The following is a 15,964-nucleotide window of genomic DNA, read 5'->3' as shown; positions in this document are numbered from 1 at the left end:
CCAGCGCTGATGGTACTGCACTCGACAGGGTGTGGGAGAGTAAGACACCGCCGACACACTAATTGAGAAGGGCCTCGTTCCCTCTGGATTCGTCCAGGGAACGGGGCCCTTCTTCTATCCCCAGAACTCTTAGCCGGCCGCAGTCGCCGACGAGCACCGGGGTTGTGGCCGTGCTTACAGTCCTGGGTGTGGATGCTTCGAAGCTCACCGACGGTCAGCGCGCTCTGAAACCCCGGAGTCGCGAGGTCACCGAGGGAATGGAGAGGGCCGCGGCGCGCGGGATGCTGCGCGCGGTCGGCATGCAGGACGACGACTTCGCCAAGCCGCAGATCGGGGTGGCGTCATCCTGGAACGAGATCACCCCGTGCAACCTGTCCCTGCAGCGGCTCGGGCGTGCGGCCAAGGACGGGGTGCACGCGGCCGGCGGATTCCCGATGGAGTTCGGCACCATCTCGGTGTCCGACGGCATTTCGATGGGGCACGTCGGCATGCACTACTCCCTGGTGTCCCGGGAGATCATCGCCGATTCGGTCGAGACCGTGGTGGAGGCCGAGCGGCTGGACGGCACGGTGCTGCTCGCGGGCTGCGACAAGAGCCTGCCGGGGATGCTGATGGCGGCAGCCCGGCTCGACCTCGCCTCGGTGTTCGTCTACGCCGGCTCCATCCTGCCCGGTCGGGTGGACGACCGGGAGGTGACGATCATCGATGCTTTCGAGGCGGTCGGGGCTTGCGCCCGAGGCCTGATCTCCCGGGACGAGGTGGACCGCATCGAGCGGGCCATCTGCCCGGGTGAAGGCGCGTGCGGTGGGATGTACACGGCGAACACCATGGCGTGCGCGGCTGAAGCGCTGGGCATGTCGATGCCGGGTTCGGCGAGCCCGCCGTCGGTGGACCGGCGCCGTGATGCGAGCGCGCGGGCTGCCGGGCGCGCGGTGATCGGCATGCTGGAGAACGGGCTGACGGCCCGGCGGATCCTGACCAAGCAGGCCTTCGAGAACGCGATCGCGGTGGTGATGGCTTTCGGCGGCTCGACCAATGCCGTGCTGCACCTGCTTGCGATCGCCCGAGAAGCCGGCGTCGACCTGGCGCTGGACGACTTCGACAGGATCGGTGACCGGGTGCCGCACCTCGCGGACGTCAAGCCGTTCGGTCGGTACGTGATGTCCGCGGTCGACCGCATCGGTGGTGTTCCGGTGGTGATGAAGGCACTGCTGGACGCGGGACTGCTGAACGGGGACTGCCTGACGGTGACCGGGCGGACGGTCGCGGAGAACCTGGCCGAGCTGCAGCCCCCGGGGTTGGACGGCGAGGTGCTGCACCAGATGTCGAACCCGATCCACCCGACCGGCGGGCTGACGATCCTCCGCGGTTCGCTGGCCCCCGATGGTGCGGTGGTGAAGAGCGCCGGGTTCGACTCCGAGCGGTTCGACGGGACGGCGCGGGTCTTCGACGGTGAGCAGGGCGCGATGGACGCGGTCGAGGACGGTTCGCTCAAGCCCGGTGACGTGGTCGTCATCCGGTACGAGGGGCCGCGCGGAGGTCCTGGGATGCGGGAGATGCTCGCGGTGACCGGTGCGATCAAGGGAGCCGGTCTCGGCAAGGACGTCCTGCTGGTGACCGATGGCAGGTTCTCCGGCGGTACGACGGGGTTGTGCATCGGGCACGTGGCGCCGGAAGCCACCGACGGCGGACCGATCGCGCTGGTGCAGGACGGCGATCCGATCAGGCTCGATCTCGCTGCCCGCACCCTGGACCTGCTGGTGGACGAGGCGGAGCTCCGGCGGCGGCGCGAGCGCTGGACGCCACCGGAACCCCGCTTCCGCCACGGCGTTCTCGGCAAGTACGCGAAGCTGGTCGGCTCCGCGGCCGAAGGCGCGGTGTGCGGTTGAACCGGCTGCAGCAGGTCAGTCCCAGGACAGCGATGCCCCGGACTGGTACTCGATGACCCGGGTCTCGAAGAAGTTCTTCTCCTTCTTCAGGTCCATCGCCTCCGACATCCACGGGAACGGGTTCTCCGCCTCCGGGAACACCGGCTCCAGGCCGAGCTGGTCGCACCGGCGGTTGGTGATGAAGTGCATGTACTGGGCGCACAGATCGGCGTTGATGCCGAGGATGCCGCGGGGCATGGTGTCCCGGCCGTAGGCGATCTCGAGCTCGCAGGCCTCGGTGAGCATCTGGCGGACCTCGGCCTGGAACTCCGGGGTCCACAGGTGCGGGTTCTCCAGCTTGATCTGGTTGATGCAGTCGATGCCGAAGTTCAGGTGGATCGACTCGTCGCGCAGGATGTACTGGTACTGCTCGGCGATGCCGACCATCTTGTTCCGCCGGCCCAGCGCCAGGATCTGCGCGAAACCGGTGTAGAACCACATGCCTTCGAAGATGACGTAGAACGCGACCAGGTCGCGCAGGAAGGCCTGGTCGGCCTCGGTGGTGCCGGTCGCGAAGTCCGGGTCCTCCAGGCTCTGGGTGTACTGCAGCGCCCAGGCGTCCTTGTCGGAGATCGACGGGATCTCCCGGTACATGTTGAACAGCTCGCCCTCGTCGAGGCCGAGGCTCTCGCAGATGTACTGGAAGGTGTGCGTGTGCACGGCTTCCTCGAAGGCCTGGCGCAGCAGGTACTGGCGGCATTCGGGGTTGGTGATGTGCCGGTAGACCGCGAGCACGATGTTGTTGGCGACCAGGGATTCCGCGGTGGCGAAGAAGCCGAGGTTGCGCTTGAGCATCAGCCGTTCGTCGTCGCTGAGCCCGTCGGTGGACTTCCACAGCGCGATGTCGGCCTGCATCGAGATCTCGGTGGGCATCCAGTGGTTGTTGCAGCCGGCGAGGTACTTCTCCCACGCCCAGCCGTACTTCAGCGGCAGCAGCTGGTTGACGTCGGCGCGGGCGTTGATCATCGCCTTCTCGCTGACGTCGACGCGCCCGCCGGAGCGGTCGATCTCGCCGAGCCCGGCGGAGGTGGAGGGGGACTGCAGGGAGGTCATGCTGTGGTGCTCCAGGGGTTTTCGTTCGTGCAGTGCGGTCCGCGCGCCCCGGGTCCCCGCAATTTCAATGGAAATCGGGGGTGCGATTCCATTGAAATTGCGGGTGGGACCCGGGGTGGGGCGTCACTGGCAGGCTTCGCAGTCCGGGTCCTCGATGGAGCAGGCGGCTCCGGTCGAGGTGGTGGGGACCGTGGTCGGGACGGCGTTGAGCTTGCCGTCGGTGCCGCGCAGGGTGCTCTTCTCCACGTGGGTCGCGCTGGTGGAGCGCAGGTAGTACGTGGTCTTGAGGCCCTTGCGCCAGGCCAGCCGGTACAGCTCGTCGAGCTTGCGGCCGCTGGGGGCGGCGACGTAGAGGTTCAGCGACTGGGCCTGGTCGATCCACTTCTGCCGGCGGGCGGCGGCGTCGACCAGCCAGTGCGGCTCGATCTCGAACGCGGTGGCGTAGAGCTCCTTGAGCTCCTGCGGGATCCGGTCGATCGGCAGCAGGCTGCCGTCGTGGAACTTCAGGTCGGCGACCATCGCCTCGTCCCACAGGCCGGCGCGCTTGAGGTCGGCGACCAGGTGCGGGTTGACCACGGTGAAGTCGCCGGACATGTTCGCCTTGACGTACAGGTTCCGGTAGACCGGCTCGATCGACTGGTTGACGCCGCAGATGTTGGCGATCGTCGCGGTCGGCGCGATGGCCATCACGTTGGAGTTGCGCATCCCGTCGCGGACCACGCGTTCCCGCAGCTCCGCCCAGTCCATCGTGGACGAGCGGTCCAGGTCGACGTCGCCGCCGCGGGCTTCGGCGAGCAGTTCCAGCGAGTCGATGGGCAGCACGCCCTTGCTCCACAGCGAGCCGTCGAAGGTCTCGTAGCGGCCGCGCTCGGCGGCCAGCCTGCTGGAGGCGCTGATCGCGTGGTAGCTGATCAGCTCCATGCTGCGGTCCGCGAACTCCACTGCTTCCGGCGTCGACGGCGCGATGCGCTGCACGAACAGCGCGTCGGCGAAGCCCATCAGCCCCAGCCCGATCGGCCGGTGCCGCATGTTGGACCGGCGGGCCTCCGGGATCGTGTAGAAGTTGATGTCGATGACGTTGTCCAGCATCCGGACCGCGGTGCGGGTGGTGCGCTCCAGGCGTTCGGCGTCGATCCCGTCGGCCGTGACGTGGTGGGCCAGGTTGATCGAGCCGAGGTTGCACACCGCGACCTCGTCGACGCTGGTGTTCAGGGTGATCTCGGTGCACAGGTTCGAGGAGTGCACCACGCCCGAGTGCTGCTGCGGCGAACGAAGGTTGCACGGGTCCTTGAAGGTGATCCACGGGTGGCCGGTCTCGAACAGCATGGTCAGCATCCGCCGCCACAGCTCGACCGCGCGGACCCGTTTGAACACCGCGATCTCGCCGCGGTCGGCGGCCTGCTCGTAGGCGCGGTAGCGCTCGGCGAACGCCGTGCCGTAGAGGTCGTGCAGGTCCGGGGTTTCGTCGGGGGAGAACAGCGTCCACTGCTCGTCGGCCTCGACGCGGCGCAGGAACTCGTCGGGCACCCAGTTCGCGGTGTTCATGTCGTGGGTGCGGCGCCGGTCGTCACCGGTGTTCTTGCGCAGGTCGAGGAATTCCTCGACGTCGATGTGCCAGGTCTCCAGGTAGGCGCAGACCGCGCCCTTGCGCTTGCCGCCCTGGTTGACCGCCACCGCGGTGTCGTTGGCGATCTTCAGGAACGGCACCACGCCCTGCGACTTGCCGTTGGTGCCCTTGATGTGCGCGCCGATGCCGCGCACCGGCGTCCAGTCGTTGCCGAGGCCGCCGGCGTACTTCGACAGCAGCGCGTTGTTGCTGATCGAGTGGAAGATGCCGGACAGGTCGTCGTCCACCGTGGTGAGGAAGCACGAGGACAGCTGGGGACGGGTGGTGCCTGCGTTGAACAGCGTCGGCGTCGAGCACATGAAGTCGAACGACGACAGCAGCTGGTAGAACTCGATCGCGCGGGCTTCGCGGTCGTCCTCGCGCAGAGCCAGGCCCATCGCGACCCGCATGAAGAAGGCCTGCGGCAGCTCGAAGCGCACGCCGCCCTCGTGCAGGAAGTACCGGTCGTAGAGGGTCTGCAGCCCCAGGAAGCCGAACTCCAGGTCGCGCTCGGGCTCCAGCGCGCTGCCCAGCCGGTCCAGGTCGAAGTCCGCCAGCTCCGGGTCCAGCTGCTCGAGCGCCACCCCTCGGCGCACGTACTCGGCGAAGTGCTCGGCGTAGTCCGAGTCCGGCTCCGCGCCGAGGAACTCCAGCGCTTCGCGGCGCATCCGGTTCAGCAGCAGGCGGGCGGTGACCTGCGAGTAGTTCGGTTCGGTCTCGATCAGGGTGCGGGCAGCCATGATCTGGGCCAGCGAGAGCTCGTCGTCGCTGATCCCCGCGTAGCCGGTGCGCCGCACTTCGTCGAGCACTGCTTCCGCGGACACGCCGGACAATCCGGCGCAGGCCTGGTGGACCGCGGTCGACACCTCGGTCCAGTCGTTGAGTGTGGCCGTCACTGGCTCTCTCCCCTCGCGAGCTCTGCGGACCTCGAGCGCGCGCGAGAAGACCAGGGCGGCAGGCGCCGCCGATCGTCCACGCGAACCCGCCCTCGAGGCCCCGGACAGCACGCCTTGTCGCGTGCACCGGTGGCAGGTCTTCGGACTCACGGGCGGCCTACTGGTCGTGGCTTCCCAGGCGTTGGCCCAGTGCTCTACCCGTCGCCCGGGATGGGCGGTCGGGTCACGACGGTCGTTCCCGTTCACCGCTGCGGGGCAGTCCCGGATTCGCACCGGGTTCCCTCTTGCCTCACCAGATCGCTCTGGCGAACCACCAGCGATCGACACACTACATGTTGGGTTTGTGGCTGATGTGAACGGGCAGATATCGGCGTGTTGTGCTCCCCGGTCGGGTGGCAGAGACTGGCGACCGGAGCCTGCCGAAAGGGGTTGCCCGTGGACGAGGCGCAGCTGCGGTCGCTGTTGGAGGAGCTGACCGCGGCGGAGAAGGCCCGGCTGCTGACCGGTGCCGGCTTCTGGACGCTGCATCCTATGCCGAAGGTCGGACTGCGCTCGATGGTGCTCTCCGACGGCCCGAACGGGGTGCGCGGAACGGAGTGGGACGAGCGCGACACGTCGCTGCTGCTGCCGGTCGCGTCCGCGCTGGGGGCCACTTGGGACCGGGCGGCGGCGCGGACCGCGGGCGAGCTGTTCGGCGACGAGGCGCGGCGGCGCGGTGTGCACGTGGTGCTCGCGCCGACGGTGAACGTGCACCGGAGTCCGTTCGGCGGCAGGCACTTCGAGAACTTCTCCGAGGATCCGCTGCTGATCGGGGAGCTCGGCGGGGAGGTCGTCTCGGGCGTCCAGTCGCGCGGGGTGGCGGCGACGGCGAAGCACTTCGTCGCCAACGACACCGAGACCGAGCGGCTCAGCTACGACGCGGTGGTCGACGAGCGGACGTTGCGCGAGGTCTACCTGAAACCGTTCGAGCGGATCGTGTCGAAGGCCGGTCCGTGGGTGGTGATGGCGGCCTACAACTCGGTCAACGGGCAGACGATGACGGAGAACTCGCCGCTGGTCAACGACGTGCTCAAGGGCGAGTGGGGGTGGGACGGCGTGGTGGTGTCGGACTGGTTCGCCACCCGCTCGCTGCGCGGTGCCGCGCTGGGCGGGTTGGACCTGGCGATGCCGGGGCCGAAGAGCCCGTGGGCCGACGGGAAGCTCGCGAAGGCAGTGCAGCAGGGCGAAGTTCCGGCCGAGGTGCTCGACGACAAGGTCCTGCGGTTGCTCCGGTTGGCTTCCCGCGTCGGGGCTTTCGAGGATTCCGAGCCAGGTGGCGGCGCGCCGCCGGAGGAAGCCCGGCCGATCGTCCGCGATCTCGCGACCCGCGGATTCGTGCTGCTGCGCAACGAACCCGTCGGTGGGGCGCCGGTGCTGCCGATCGACCCGAAGGTGTCCAAAGTGGCCGTGATCGGGGAGAACGCGACGATTCCCGCCGTGCAGGGCGGAGGTTCGTCGCACGTCAGCCCGCCGCACGTGGTGACGCCGCTGGCCGGGCTGCGGGCTGCGCTGCCGGACGCGCAGGTGGTCTACCAGCGCGGGGTTCGGCACCGGCGGTTGCTGGACGTGCTCGCGCCGGACGAGGTGGCCGATCCGGACGGGGGCGGCGCCGGGATCCGCGTCGATTTGCTCGGCGCGGACGGGGAAGTGCTCGGCAGCGAGCTCCGCGGCACCGATCGGCTGCTGTGGATGTCCGGCCTGCCGCACGGGGCGAAGTCGTTGCGGTTGCGGGCGAAGGTGAGCGCGGAACTCGGCGAGCACGTGTTCGGGGTGAGCGGCACCGGGCACTTCCGGGCCGAGATCTCGGGCCGCGAGGTGCTGGCGGCGGACGTGGCGCGCACGTCGGGTGTCGACGACCCGCTGGCGGACATGCTGGAACCGCCGGAGCAGCGGTTCAACGTCGTGCTGGTGGAGTCGGACCTGGACGCGTCGGGGCGGATGGCGTTGACCGTGGAGTTCACCCCGGAGAGCACCGAGGGCCTGGTGTCGGTCGGGCTCGGCCACCGGGCGCGGGAGTGGGACGACGCGAGCGAGCTCGCCGCGGCGCTCGCAGTCGCCCGGGACGCTGATGTCGCGGTGGTGGTGGTCGGCACGAACGACGAGGTCGAGACCGAGGGGCGGGACCGGAGCTCGCTGGATCTGCCGGGCGTGCAGGACGAACTGGTCCGCGAGGTGCTGGCGGTGAACCCGAACACCGTGGTGGTGGTCAACGCCGGAGCGCCGGTGCTGATGCCGTGGAGCGGGGAGGTCCCGGCGGTGCTGTGGACGTGGTTCGGCAGCCAGGAGTACGGCGATGCGCTCGCGGACGTCCTGCTGGGGCAGGCGGAACCAGGTGGCCGGTTGCCGACGACCTTCCCGGCGGCGCTGGCCGACGTCCCGGTGCCGCTGCCCGCGGTGCAGCCGGTGGACGGCGAACTCCGCTACGACGAGGGAACTTCGGTCGGCTACCGGGCCTACCTGGATCGCGGTGCGACGCCGGCGTTCCACTTCGGACACGGGCTCGGGTACACCACGTGGGAGTACCTGGAAGCCGCGGTCGACGGCGACGCGGTGCGGGTGAAGCTGCGCAACACCGGTGACCGGGCCGGCCGCGAAGTCGTCCAGGTCTACGCCGCGGATCCGCTGCGCCTGAAGGGTTTCGCCGTCGTCGAGGCCGAAGCGGGCGCGGAGGTCGCGGTGGACGTGGACGTCGAACCGGGCTCCGACGAGCTCCGCGTCGGCCGCAGCGTCGCCGACCTCCGGCTGATCGCTCCGCGCTGATCCGCCGCGATTTCAATGGAAATCGGACCTCCGATTTCCATTGAAATCGCACACCTCCCCCCGCGCCCGGGTGTGTCGGGGTGGGGTGCCCGGGCGCGGTGGGTCAGTGCTGGGTGAGGTGCTTCTGGAGGTCGTCGAGGACCAGGTTGGCCGCGATCGGGCCGAGGCCGAGGAACCAGGTGTCGTCGGGGACCTCGACGGCCTTGCCGTCGCGCACCGCGCCGAGGGTCGTCCACTGCACCGAGTTGACCACGTCGTTCATCTGCTGCTTGGCGCTGTCGCCGTAGGCCGCGTAGAACAGCCGGTCGCCGTCGGCCTGGGAGATCTGCTCGCGGCTGATCTTGGTGTGCGTCTGGTCGACCTCCTGGCCGGCCGGGCGGCTGAAGCCGGTGTCGGCGAGGATCGTGCCGATGAACGAGCCCTTGTCGTAGATCCGGATGTCGCCGGGGATGAACCGCAGCATGCTGATCCGCTGCGCGGCCGGGTCGCCGACCTGCTTGCCGATCTCGGCGGCGCGCTGCTGGTAGCTGTCGAGGATCTGCTGCGCTTCGGCCTTCTTGCCCAGCGCGTCGGCGTCGAGCAGGAAGTTCTCCTTCCAGGTCTTGCCGACGGTTTCGGCGAACACCGTGGGCGCGATCTTGCTCAGCGCCTCGTAGTTCTCGTCGTCGCGGACCTTGCTGGACAGGATCAGGTCCGGCTTGAGCGCGGCGATCTTCTCCAGGTTGGGGGAGCCGATGGTGCCGACGATCTCGATGTCGCCCGCCTTGTCGGCCAGGTAGGGCTGCAGGGACTTGTTGGCGTCGGGCAGCACGGTGCCGACGGGCTTGACGCCCAGCGCCAGCGTCGCGTCGAGTTCGCCGGTGTCGAGCACGACGACGCGCTGCGGGGTGCCGGCGATCGTCGTCTGCCCCTTGGCGTGCGTGATGACGCGCCCTTCGCCGTTCGGCGCGGGCTGGTCGGGTGCAGACGTGCCGCACGCCGCGGCGCTGCCGAGAGCGAGCGCGGCGGTGATCGCCGCGAGCAGTCGACGAGGACGGAGCATGGTGCTTCCTGCCTGTTCGCTAGGTGTCGAAGTTCGGTGAGCCTAACCTGACGAACCCGCGTGATCCAGTGCTGAGACGGTCCTCACGACCAGCGAGAACTGCCAGTATGGGGTCATGTGCGAACAGGAGCGCCGATGGATTCGCTGATCCCGCGAACCAGAGCGGAGATCGCCCCGGGAGCGGTCCACGTCCCGGACTGGCTGACCCCGCAAGAACAACGCGACCTGGTGCAGGCCTGCCGGGAGTGGGCGAGAGCGGGAATGCGCTCGCCGAAGCTCCCCAGCGGCGGGGTGATGTCGGTCCGAACGGTCTGCCTCGGCTGGCACTGGACCCCGTACCGCTATTCGAAGACGACGGACGACGGCTCCCCAGTGCTCCCCTTCCCGACCTGGCTGGCAGACCTGGGCAGAAGAGCGGTCGCAGACGCCTACGACCAACTGAACACCGACTACACCCCGGACACGGCCCTGATCAACTTCTACGACGAGTCGGCCAAGATGGGAATGCACCAGGACAAGGACGAGCAAAGCAACGCCCCGGTGGTCTCCCTGAGCCTCGGAGACGACGCCCTCTTCCGCTTCGGAAACACGGAGAACAGGAACAAACCGCACAAGGACATCACCCTGTCCTCAGGAGACCTCTTCGTCTTCGGAGGCCCAACCCGCCTGGCCTACCACGGAGTCCTAAGAACAACCCCAGCAACAACCCCAGAAATAGGAATGAAAAAAGGCCGCCTGAACCTAACCCTGAGAACCTCAGGCCTGACCTAGCCGCAGCCCAAGATCAAAAGGCCCCCACAGCAACAACCCACTCCGAGCCAGGTCGTCGTCACAAGGACTACCCAGGCCGGGTACACCACCCATGGTGAGGTACGTCCGAAAAGCAACCCCCGCACCGTGGGGGGGCTTGGGGGGTTCGACCCCCCAAAATAATGACGAGATACAGAAATAGCGAAACGCCCTGCGTGAGCAGGGCGTCCCAACTATCGAGTGCGCCAACAGGGACTTGAACCCCGAACCCGCTGATTAAGAGTCAGCTGCTCTGCCAATTGAGCTATTGGCGCTCGTTCAGTTGTCGGGTTTCCTGTTCGGTCTCCCGGTGACATAGTGAAAGCCCTGCGTGAGCAGGGCGTCTCGCTGTGTCGAGTGCGCCAACAGGGACTCGAACCCCGAACCCGCTGATTAAGAGTCAGCTGCTCTGCCAGTTGAGCTATTGGCGCTGGCCTGTCGTTTCGGGTTTCCGCGTCGGTCTCCCTGGCGACGGGGAAAAGATTAGCACGGCTCCGGAGGGGCTTGAACGGGGGGTGGGTTCTCCGGGCCCGCGAGGTTGGTCGACTTCGCGGGGCAACCTCGGGGTGGGGCTCCGCGTCTGCTGGACGGGTGATCGGCCTGCGCGGATCACACTGTGTGTTGGCGTGGTCTCTTAGTCACCTGTCGGGGACTTGCGGCACACTGTTCACAGGGGTTAGTGGTGCTTCTAAGCGGACGGACTGTTGCTCATGAGGGAGTGGCGTAATCCGGTCGGGGGTCCCGAGAGGGTTTCACGGCTGTTGACGATGTTGATCTTCGGCGTGGTGGCGCTGTTGGTCGCGGGGTGTAGCGGGGCTGGTTCGGAGGCCGGTTCGTCCGACGACGTGCCGCCGGCGCCGATGCTGGAGCTGGCGCCGACGAACGGGGCGAAGGACGTGGCCCCGGCCGGGCCGATCACGGCGAAGGCGACCAACGGGCGGATCGTCAAGGCGGAGCTGACCAACTCCGATGGCAAGCCGGTGCCCGGCACCATCGCCGAGGACGGCGCGAGCTGGACGGCGGGGGAGAAGCTCGGCTACGGCAAGACCTACACGCTGGTGGTGACGGCGCAGGGCGCCAGCGGGCCGGGGATAACCCAGCAGGCCACGTTCACCACGGTGTCGCCGGGCGAGCAGAGCTACGTGTCGATGAACCCGCTCGACGGGCAGACCGTCGGGGTCGGGCAGCCGTTGGCGTTCTACTTCAGCAAGGACGCCCCGGCGCCGGACAAGGCCAAGGCGGAGGAAGCGATCAAGATCCAGACCGAACCGGCCGTCGAGGGCGCGTTCTACTGGTTCAACAGTCGCGAGGTGCACTGGCGGCCGAAGGAGTACTGGAAGCCGGGCACCAAGGTGACCATCAACGCCGACGTCTTCGGGCGCGACCTGGGCAACGGCGTGTGGGGCCAGGAGGACCGCAAGGCGACGATCACGATCGGCGACGCGGTGATCCTGAAGGCCGACGGTGCTTCCCACCAGATGTCGATCGAGAAGAACGGCCAGGTGATCCGGACGATGCCGGTCGCGCTGGGCAAGCCGTCCTTCCCGTCCAACAACGGCGTGCACGTGGTCACCGAGCACCACGCCACGAAGGTGATGGACTCCTCGACGTACGGGTTGCCGATCGAGGCGGGCGGTTACCGCACCGAGGTGCAGTGGGCGGTCCGGATCTCCAACGGTGGCGAGTTCCTGCACGCGGCGCCGTGGTCGGTGTCCGATCAGGGGCGCCGCAACGTCAGCCACGGTTGCATCAACATGAGCATGGACAACGCCAAGTGGATCTTCGACCTGCTCAAGAAGGGCGACGTCGTGGAGATCACCAACTCCGGCGGCCCGGACCTGAAGTCCTGGGACGGCTTCGGGGACTGGCAGGTGCCGTGGGACCAGTGGGTCGCGGGCAACAGGTGACCCGCAGCTGACCGGCTGAAGAAAAGGGCCCCGCTCCGGCGAGCGGGGCCCTTTTCTTCGCACCTATTGGTCCGGAAATGCAAATGAGGCCTGATTCGCGGGGAATCAGGCCTCATTCGGCTTTGGGGTGAGTGACGGGAATCGAACCCGCGACACCTGGGACCACAACCCAGTGCTCTACCGACTGAGCTACACCCACCTCGGCCGCTCGGAGCTGGCCTCGTGGAGGCCGCCTTCCGAAGCAACGCTCATATACTAGCGTGCGCCGTCACGCGGTTTTCCGCGGGCTCCGGTTAACGGCCTCACCGCTGGTCAGCGGCCGTTTTCGGGCTGCTTCCCGGCGGCCTCCGCGCTGTCGGCCTGCAGCAGCTCCGCCGCGACGGCCTGGGCCTGCTCGCTGGTCGGACCGGGCTGCGGGACGAACGCGGTGCGCCGGTAGTAGGCGAGCTCGCGGATCGACTCCCGGATGTCGGCCAGCGCGCGGTGCGCCAGGCCCTTCTCCGGCTGCGCGTAGTAGATCCGCGGGTACCAGCGCCGGCACAGCTCCTTGATGGACGACACGTCGACCATCCGGTAGTGCAGGTGGGAGTCCAGCCGCGGCATGTCGCGGGAGATGAAGCCCCGGTCGGTGGCGATGGAGTTGCCCGCCAGCGGGGCCGAGCGCCCGTCCGGGACGTGCTGGCGGATGTAGTCCAGCACCTGCTGTTCGGCTTCGGCCAGGGTCACCGAGGACTGCCGCACCTCTTCGGTGAGCCCCGAGCGCTCGTGCATGTCCCGGACCACCTCGGGCATCCCGGCCAGGGTTTCGTCGTCGGCGTGGATGACGATGTCCACGCCTTCGCCGAGGATGTTCAGGTCGGCATCGGTGACCAGGGCGGCGATCTCGATCAGCGCGTCCTTGCTGAGATCGAGACCGGTCATTTCGCAGTCGATCCACACTAGACGGTCATTCACCCGAGGCAGCCTAGCTCGCCACGAGGTGTGATCGTGCATCCGTCCAGGTCATGTTCCGAGCCGTTCGCGGAGTTCGCGGGGCACGACCTTGCCGGTGGCGTTGCGGGGCAGCTCGTCCAGGAAGATCACGTCCCGCGGCAGCGCGAACTTCGACAGCCGGTCGCGGACCCGGTCGCGCACCTGCTCGGCGTCGAGGTCCTGGCCGGGGCGGAGCACCACGAACGCGGCGAGCCGCTGGCCGAAGTCCGGGTCGTCGACGCCGATGACGGCCGTCTCGGACACCTCCGGCAGGCGGCCGATGGCGTCCTCGGTCTCCTTGGGGTAGACGTTCTCGCCACCGGAGATGATCATGTCGTCCTCGCGGCCGACGACGAACAGCCGACCGGACGAGTCGGTGCGACCGAGGTCACCGGTGGACATCAGGCCGTCCACGACCTCCCGGCGCCCGCCGTTGGTGTAGCCCTCGAAGAGCATGTTGTTGCCGGCGAAGATGCGTCCGGTCTCGCCGCGCTTCACCTGGCTCCCGTCCTCGGCGAGGATGCGCACCGTCGTGCCGCGCGGCGGACGGCCAGCGGTGCCCGGTGCGGCGCGCAGGTCGCTCGGGTTGGCGATGCTGACCCACGAGACCTCGGTCGAGCCGTAGAGGTTGTAGAGCACGTTGCCGAAGGCGCGCTGGAACCGGGTCGCCAGGTCGGCGGGCAGCGCGGAACCGCTGCTCGCCACGATCCGCAGCGTGCTGTGGTCGTAGCGGTCGCGGATCGCTTCGGGCAGGTCCAGGAGGCGCTGGAGCATCACGGGCACCGCGAACAGCGCGGTGATCTGGTTGCGCTGCACGGAGGCCAGCGCCTGCTCGGGTTCGAACTTGCGGCGCAGCACCAGCGTCGAGTTGAGCACGGCGCCCAGCTGGAAGGCGGCCAGGCCCCAGGTGTGGAACAGCGGTGCGCAGACCAGCATCCGCTCGCCGCTGGTCAGCGGCAGGCGGGACAGGATCGAGGCGGCCGGGCTCAGGCTGGGCGGGTCCGGCCGGCGCGCGCCCTTGGGCGTGCCGGTGGTGCCGGAGGTCAGCACGATCATCCGGGCGTGCCGGCGCGGTTTGGCCGGGCGCCGCGGCGAGGACGTGGCGATCAGGTGTTCCAGCGTGTCGCGCCGGGTGGTGCCGTCGGTCCAGGCCAGCACCTGGTCGACCTCGTCGGGCAGCTCGGGCAGCTGGGCGCGGAACTCGGCGTCCAGGACCAGGACGCCGACCTGCTGCTGGGTGATCACGTCGGCCAGCTGCTGGCCGCTCAGCCCGGTGTTGAGCAGCACCACGTCCACGCCGAGCTTGGCCGCGGCCACCATCGTCTCGACCGGTCCGTGGTGGTTGCGGCACAGGATGCCGATGCGGGTGCCGCGCTTGACGCGCTTGCGCAGGCCGTTGGCCAGCCGCGAGGTGCGCTGCTCGAGCTCGGCGTAGCTGAACGCGCCGCGCTCGTCGATCACCGCCGCGCGGTCCGGGTACCGCACCGCGCCGATCGCGAAGCCGAGCGGCGGGGTGATGCCCCAGTGGCGCCAGGCGCGGACGATCCGCAGCACCTTGTCCGGCCGCAGCGGCCGGATGACGCCTTGCTTGGCCAGGATGAACGTCGTGTGCAAGCCCGGCACCACGCGGTGGAGCACGTTCCCGACCCGCTGCCTCAACACGCTCACGCATCCACCTCTCGGTCGCAGAGCTACTCGAGAGTAGATACTTACCCAAACAGCTCGGTGCTGGGAAGAGGCCGTCCCGGTCAGTCCTGATCGGCCGCCGACACGACCGCGTCGCGCAGCACCGCCCGCAGCCGTCCGACCTCCAGCGGCGAGAGCACCGCGGTCTCGCCGGGGGGCGCCACCAGCACGACGTCCCCCTGGTTGATGAACACCGACAAGTCCCGCCGCCTCCCTGCGACATCGCGGCAGCTCACGTGCCACTCCTTGGTGGGCTCCACGATTCCCCAGCCTCCCCTGGTGCAGTGCGCGCCTCCCGCGCGGTGTTGATCGAGGGACGGCGCAACGCACCAGGCGTGACGGCGGTTTTCGGAATATTCCAGAAATCCCAGCTCAGGAACCAAAAAGGCGCCGGGCGACTGCCCGGCGCCAACGTGGTGCTCGAGGCGATCAGACCGGTCGGACGACCAGGCCCTCGGGCTCGGCGGTGAAGGTGACCGCGCCTTCGAGGTCGGCGATCGGGAGCTCGTCGCGCACCAGGCGGTGCGGCGCCTCGGCCGTCTCCACCCGGAGCTCGGCAGTGGTGATCGACTGCTCGGCGATGCCCGCGCCACCGACCTGCACCTGCAGCTCGTGCCCCTGCACGGCCACGGTCAGCCAGCCGCCGGTGAGGGTCAGCTGCTCGCCGTTGTAGGTGAGCGTCAGCTGGCCGGCGGGGTCCTCGGAGCGCACCGCGACGTGCGAGAGCGCCACGTCGCGCTTGCCGGAGTCACCGGCCAGCGCGATCACGTCGCGGGTGACCTGCTCGCCCGCGGTCTCGCCCGGCTTCGGGCTGAGCACCGGGGCGCGCAGCTGCGCGGCGATGCGGTACGGCTGCCACGACTCGGCACCGATCAGGTTGACCACCGCGGTGACGTCGACGTCGGCCAGCAGCCGGTCGCTGCCCACCGCCGGAGTCACCTCGATCGAGGGGACGTCGCGCTGCTCCAGCAGATCGCGCAGCGCCTTGGCGCGCAGTCGGCTGTTGCGGTCGAAGCCGCGGGTGATCGCCACGGTCCCGGATCCGGCCGCGGCGACCGCGGCTTCGGTCAGGTCCGCCAGCGGAGCCCAGATCCGCGCGGGATCCTCCGGTCGGCGGGGCCGCCGGGAACGGGCGAAGCTCGGTGCATCGGTCGTGGTTTCCATCATCGCCGAGTTTAGTCCTCCACGAAGGGTCCCCTTGCCCACCGGTGGGCCCCTTCACCGTGTGAATTCGATCGCTTTCTCCTGATCTCCGGACCACGATTGCGCCCGCGGTGGTGATCGGG

The 15,964-nt window shown here is 68.7% G+C and carries 10 protein-coding genes, 3 tRNA genes, 1 pseudogene and 1 riboswitch; of the genes and pseudogenes, 4 read left to right on the top strand and 10 right to left on the bottom strand.

The annotated features are described in order from the left end of the window. Positions 1 to 188 precede the first annotated feature (188 nt). Positions 189 to 1,889: a dihydroxy-acid dehydratase gene (gene ilvD / locus OU415_RS20685; RefSeq protein WP_270950559.1), complete on the top strand. Its 1,701-nt coding sequence runs from the start codon at positions 189 to 191 to the stop codon at positions 1,887 to 1,889. 15 nt (positions 1,890 to 1,904) lie between these two features. Here the strand turns inward: ilvD and OU415_RS20680 are convergent, their stop codons facing one another. Both OU415_RS20680 and OU415_RS20675 read right to left on the bottom strand, forming a co-directional pair. Continuing rightward, a complete protein-coding gene (locus OU415_RS20680; protein WP_270950562.1) occupies positions 1,905 to 2,996 on the bottom strand; it encodes a ribonucleotide-diphosphate reductase subunit beta in 1,092 nt (363 codons plus the stop codon). A 108-nt stretch (positions 2,997 to 3,104) separates the two neighbouring features. Further along, a pseudogene (locus OU415_RS20675) lies at positions 3,105 to 5,615 on the bottom strand (ribonucleoside-diphosphate reductase subunit alpha); the annotation flags it as partial. After that, positions 5,598 to 5,813: riboswitch (cobalamin riboswitch) on the bottom strand. (Overlaps the previous pseudogene by 18 nt.) A gap of 105 nt (positions 5,814 to 5,918) precedes the next feature. Here OU415_RS20675 and OU415_RS20670 point away from each other — a divergent pair. Next, positions 5,919 to 8,282, top strand: coding sequence for a glycoside hydrolase family 3 protein (locus tag OU415_RS20670; RefSeq protein WP_270950556.1), 2,364 nt, complete (start codon positions 5,919 to 5,921; stop codon positions 8,280 to 8,282). Positions 8,283 to 8,385: 103 nt separating this feature from the next. On the opposite strand, the gene OU415_RS20665 is transcribed toward OU415_RS20670, so the two are convergent. Further along, positions 8,386 to 9,324 carry an ABC transporter substrate-binding protein gene (locus tag OU415_RS20665; RefSeq protein ID WP_270950555.1) on the bottom strand — a complete coding sequence of 313 codons (939 nt, stop codon included), beginning with the start codon at positions 9,322 to 9,324 and terminating at the stop codon, positions 8,386 to 8,388. Between the two features lie 135 nt (positions 9,325 to 9,459). On the opposite strand from OU415_RS20665, the gene OU415_RS20660 reads away from it, so the two are divergent. Then, entirely contained in the window at positions 9,460 to 10,095 is a 636-nt protein-coding gene (locus OU415_RS20660) for an alpha-ketoglutarate-dependent dioxygenase AlkB family protein (RefSeq protein ID WP_270950554.1), read from the top strand. Between the two features lie 220 nt (positions 10,096 to 10,315). Here the strand turns inward: OU415_RS20660 and OU415_RS20655 are convergent. Continuing rightward, positions 10,316 to 10,388 (bottom strand) — tRNA-Lys (locus tag OU415_RS20655). Positions 10,389 to 10,471: 83 nt separating this feature from the next. Then, positions 10,472 to 10,544: transfer RNA gene (locus OU415_RS20650), tRNA-Lys, on the bottom strand. A gap of 336 nt (positions 10,545 to 10,880) precedes the next feature. Here OU415_RS20650 and OU415_RS20645 point away from each other — a divergent pair. Continuing rightward, positions 10,881 to 12,020, top strand: a complete 1,140-nt coding sequence (locus tag OU415_RS20645; protein WP_270950561.1) for a L,D-transpeptidase — start codon at positions 10,881 to 10,883, stop codon at positions 12,018 to 12,020. Between the two features lie 123 nt (positions 12,021 to 12,143). On the opposite strand, the gene OU415_RS20640 is transcribed toward OU415_RS20645, so the two are convergent. The 5 genes from OU415_RS20640 to OU415_RS20620 form a co-directional block, all read right to left on the bottom strand. Continuing rightward, positions 12,144 to 12,219, bottom strand: a tRNA-His gene (locus OU415_RS20640). 113 nt (positions 12,220 to 12,332) lie between these two features. Next, entirely contained in the window at positions 12,333 to 12,974 is a 642-nt protein-coding gene (orn, locus tag OU415_RS20635) for an oligoribonuclease (protein ID WP_270950553.1), read from the bottom strand. Between the two features lie 48 nt (positions 12,975 to 13,022). Beyond that, complete coding sequence (locus OU415_RS20630; RefSeq protein ID WP_270950552.1) at positions 13,023 to 14,660, bottom strand: AMP-binding protein; 1,638 nt, start codon at positions 14,658 to 14,660, stop codon at positions 13,023 to 13,025. Positions 14,661 to 14,740: 80 nt separating this feature from the next. Continuing rightward, positions 14,741 to 14,938, bottom strand: a complete 198-nt coding sequence (locus tag OU415_RS20625; RefSeq protein ID WP_270950551.1) for a hypothetical protein — start codon at positions 14,936 to 14,938, stop codon at positions 14,741 to 14,743. A 169-nt stretch (positions 14,939 to 15,107) separates the two neighbouring features. Continuing rightward, complete coding sequence (locus OU415_RS20620) at positions 15,108 to 15,842, bottom strand: hypothetical protein (RefSeq protein WP_270950550.1); 735 nt, start codon at positions 15,840 to 15,842, stop codon at positions 15,108 to 15,110. Positions 15,843 to 15,964 lie beyond the last annotated feature (122 nt).

This window comes from Saccharopolyspora oryzae, from assembly GCF_027853915.1.
Classification (GTDB): domain Bacteria; phylum Actinomycetota; class Actinomycetes; order Mycobacteriales; family Pseudonocardiaceae; genus Saccharopolyspora; species Saccharopolyspora oryzae.
This window is presented reverse-complemented; position numbering and strand designations above follow the sequence as displayed.

Bases quoted from the DNA above. Each gene is read 5' to 3' on its own strand.
- OU415_RS20645 (WP_270950561.1), top strand. From the start codon at position 10,881: ATGTTGATCTTCGGCGTGGTGGCGCTGTTGGTCGCGGGGTGTAGCGGG.
- OU415_RS20660 (WP_270950554.1), top strand. From the start codon at position 9,460: ATGGATTCGCTGATCCCGCGAACCAGAGCGGAGATCGCCCCGGGAGCG.
- OU415_RS20665 (WP_270950555.1), bottom strand. From the start codon at position 9,324: ATGCTCCGTCCTCGTCGACTGCTCGCGGCGATCACCGCCGCGCTCGCT.
- OU415_RS20620 (WP_270950550.1), bottom strand. From the start codon at position 15,842: ATGGAAACCACGACCGATGCACCGAGCTTCGCCCGTTCCCGGCGGCCC.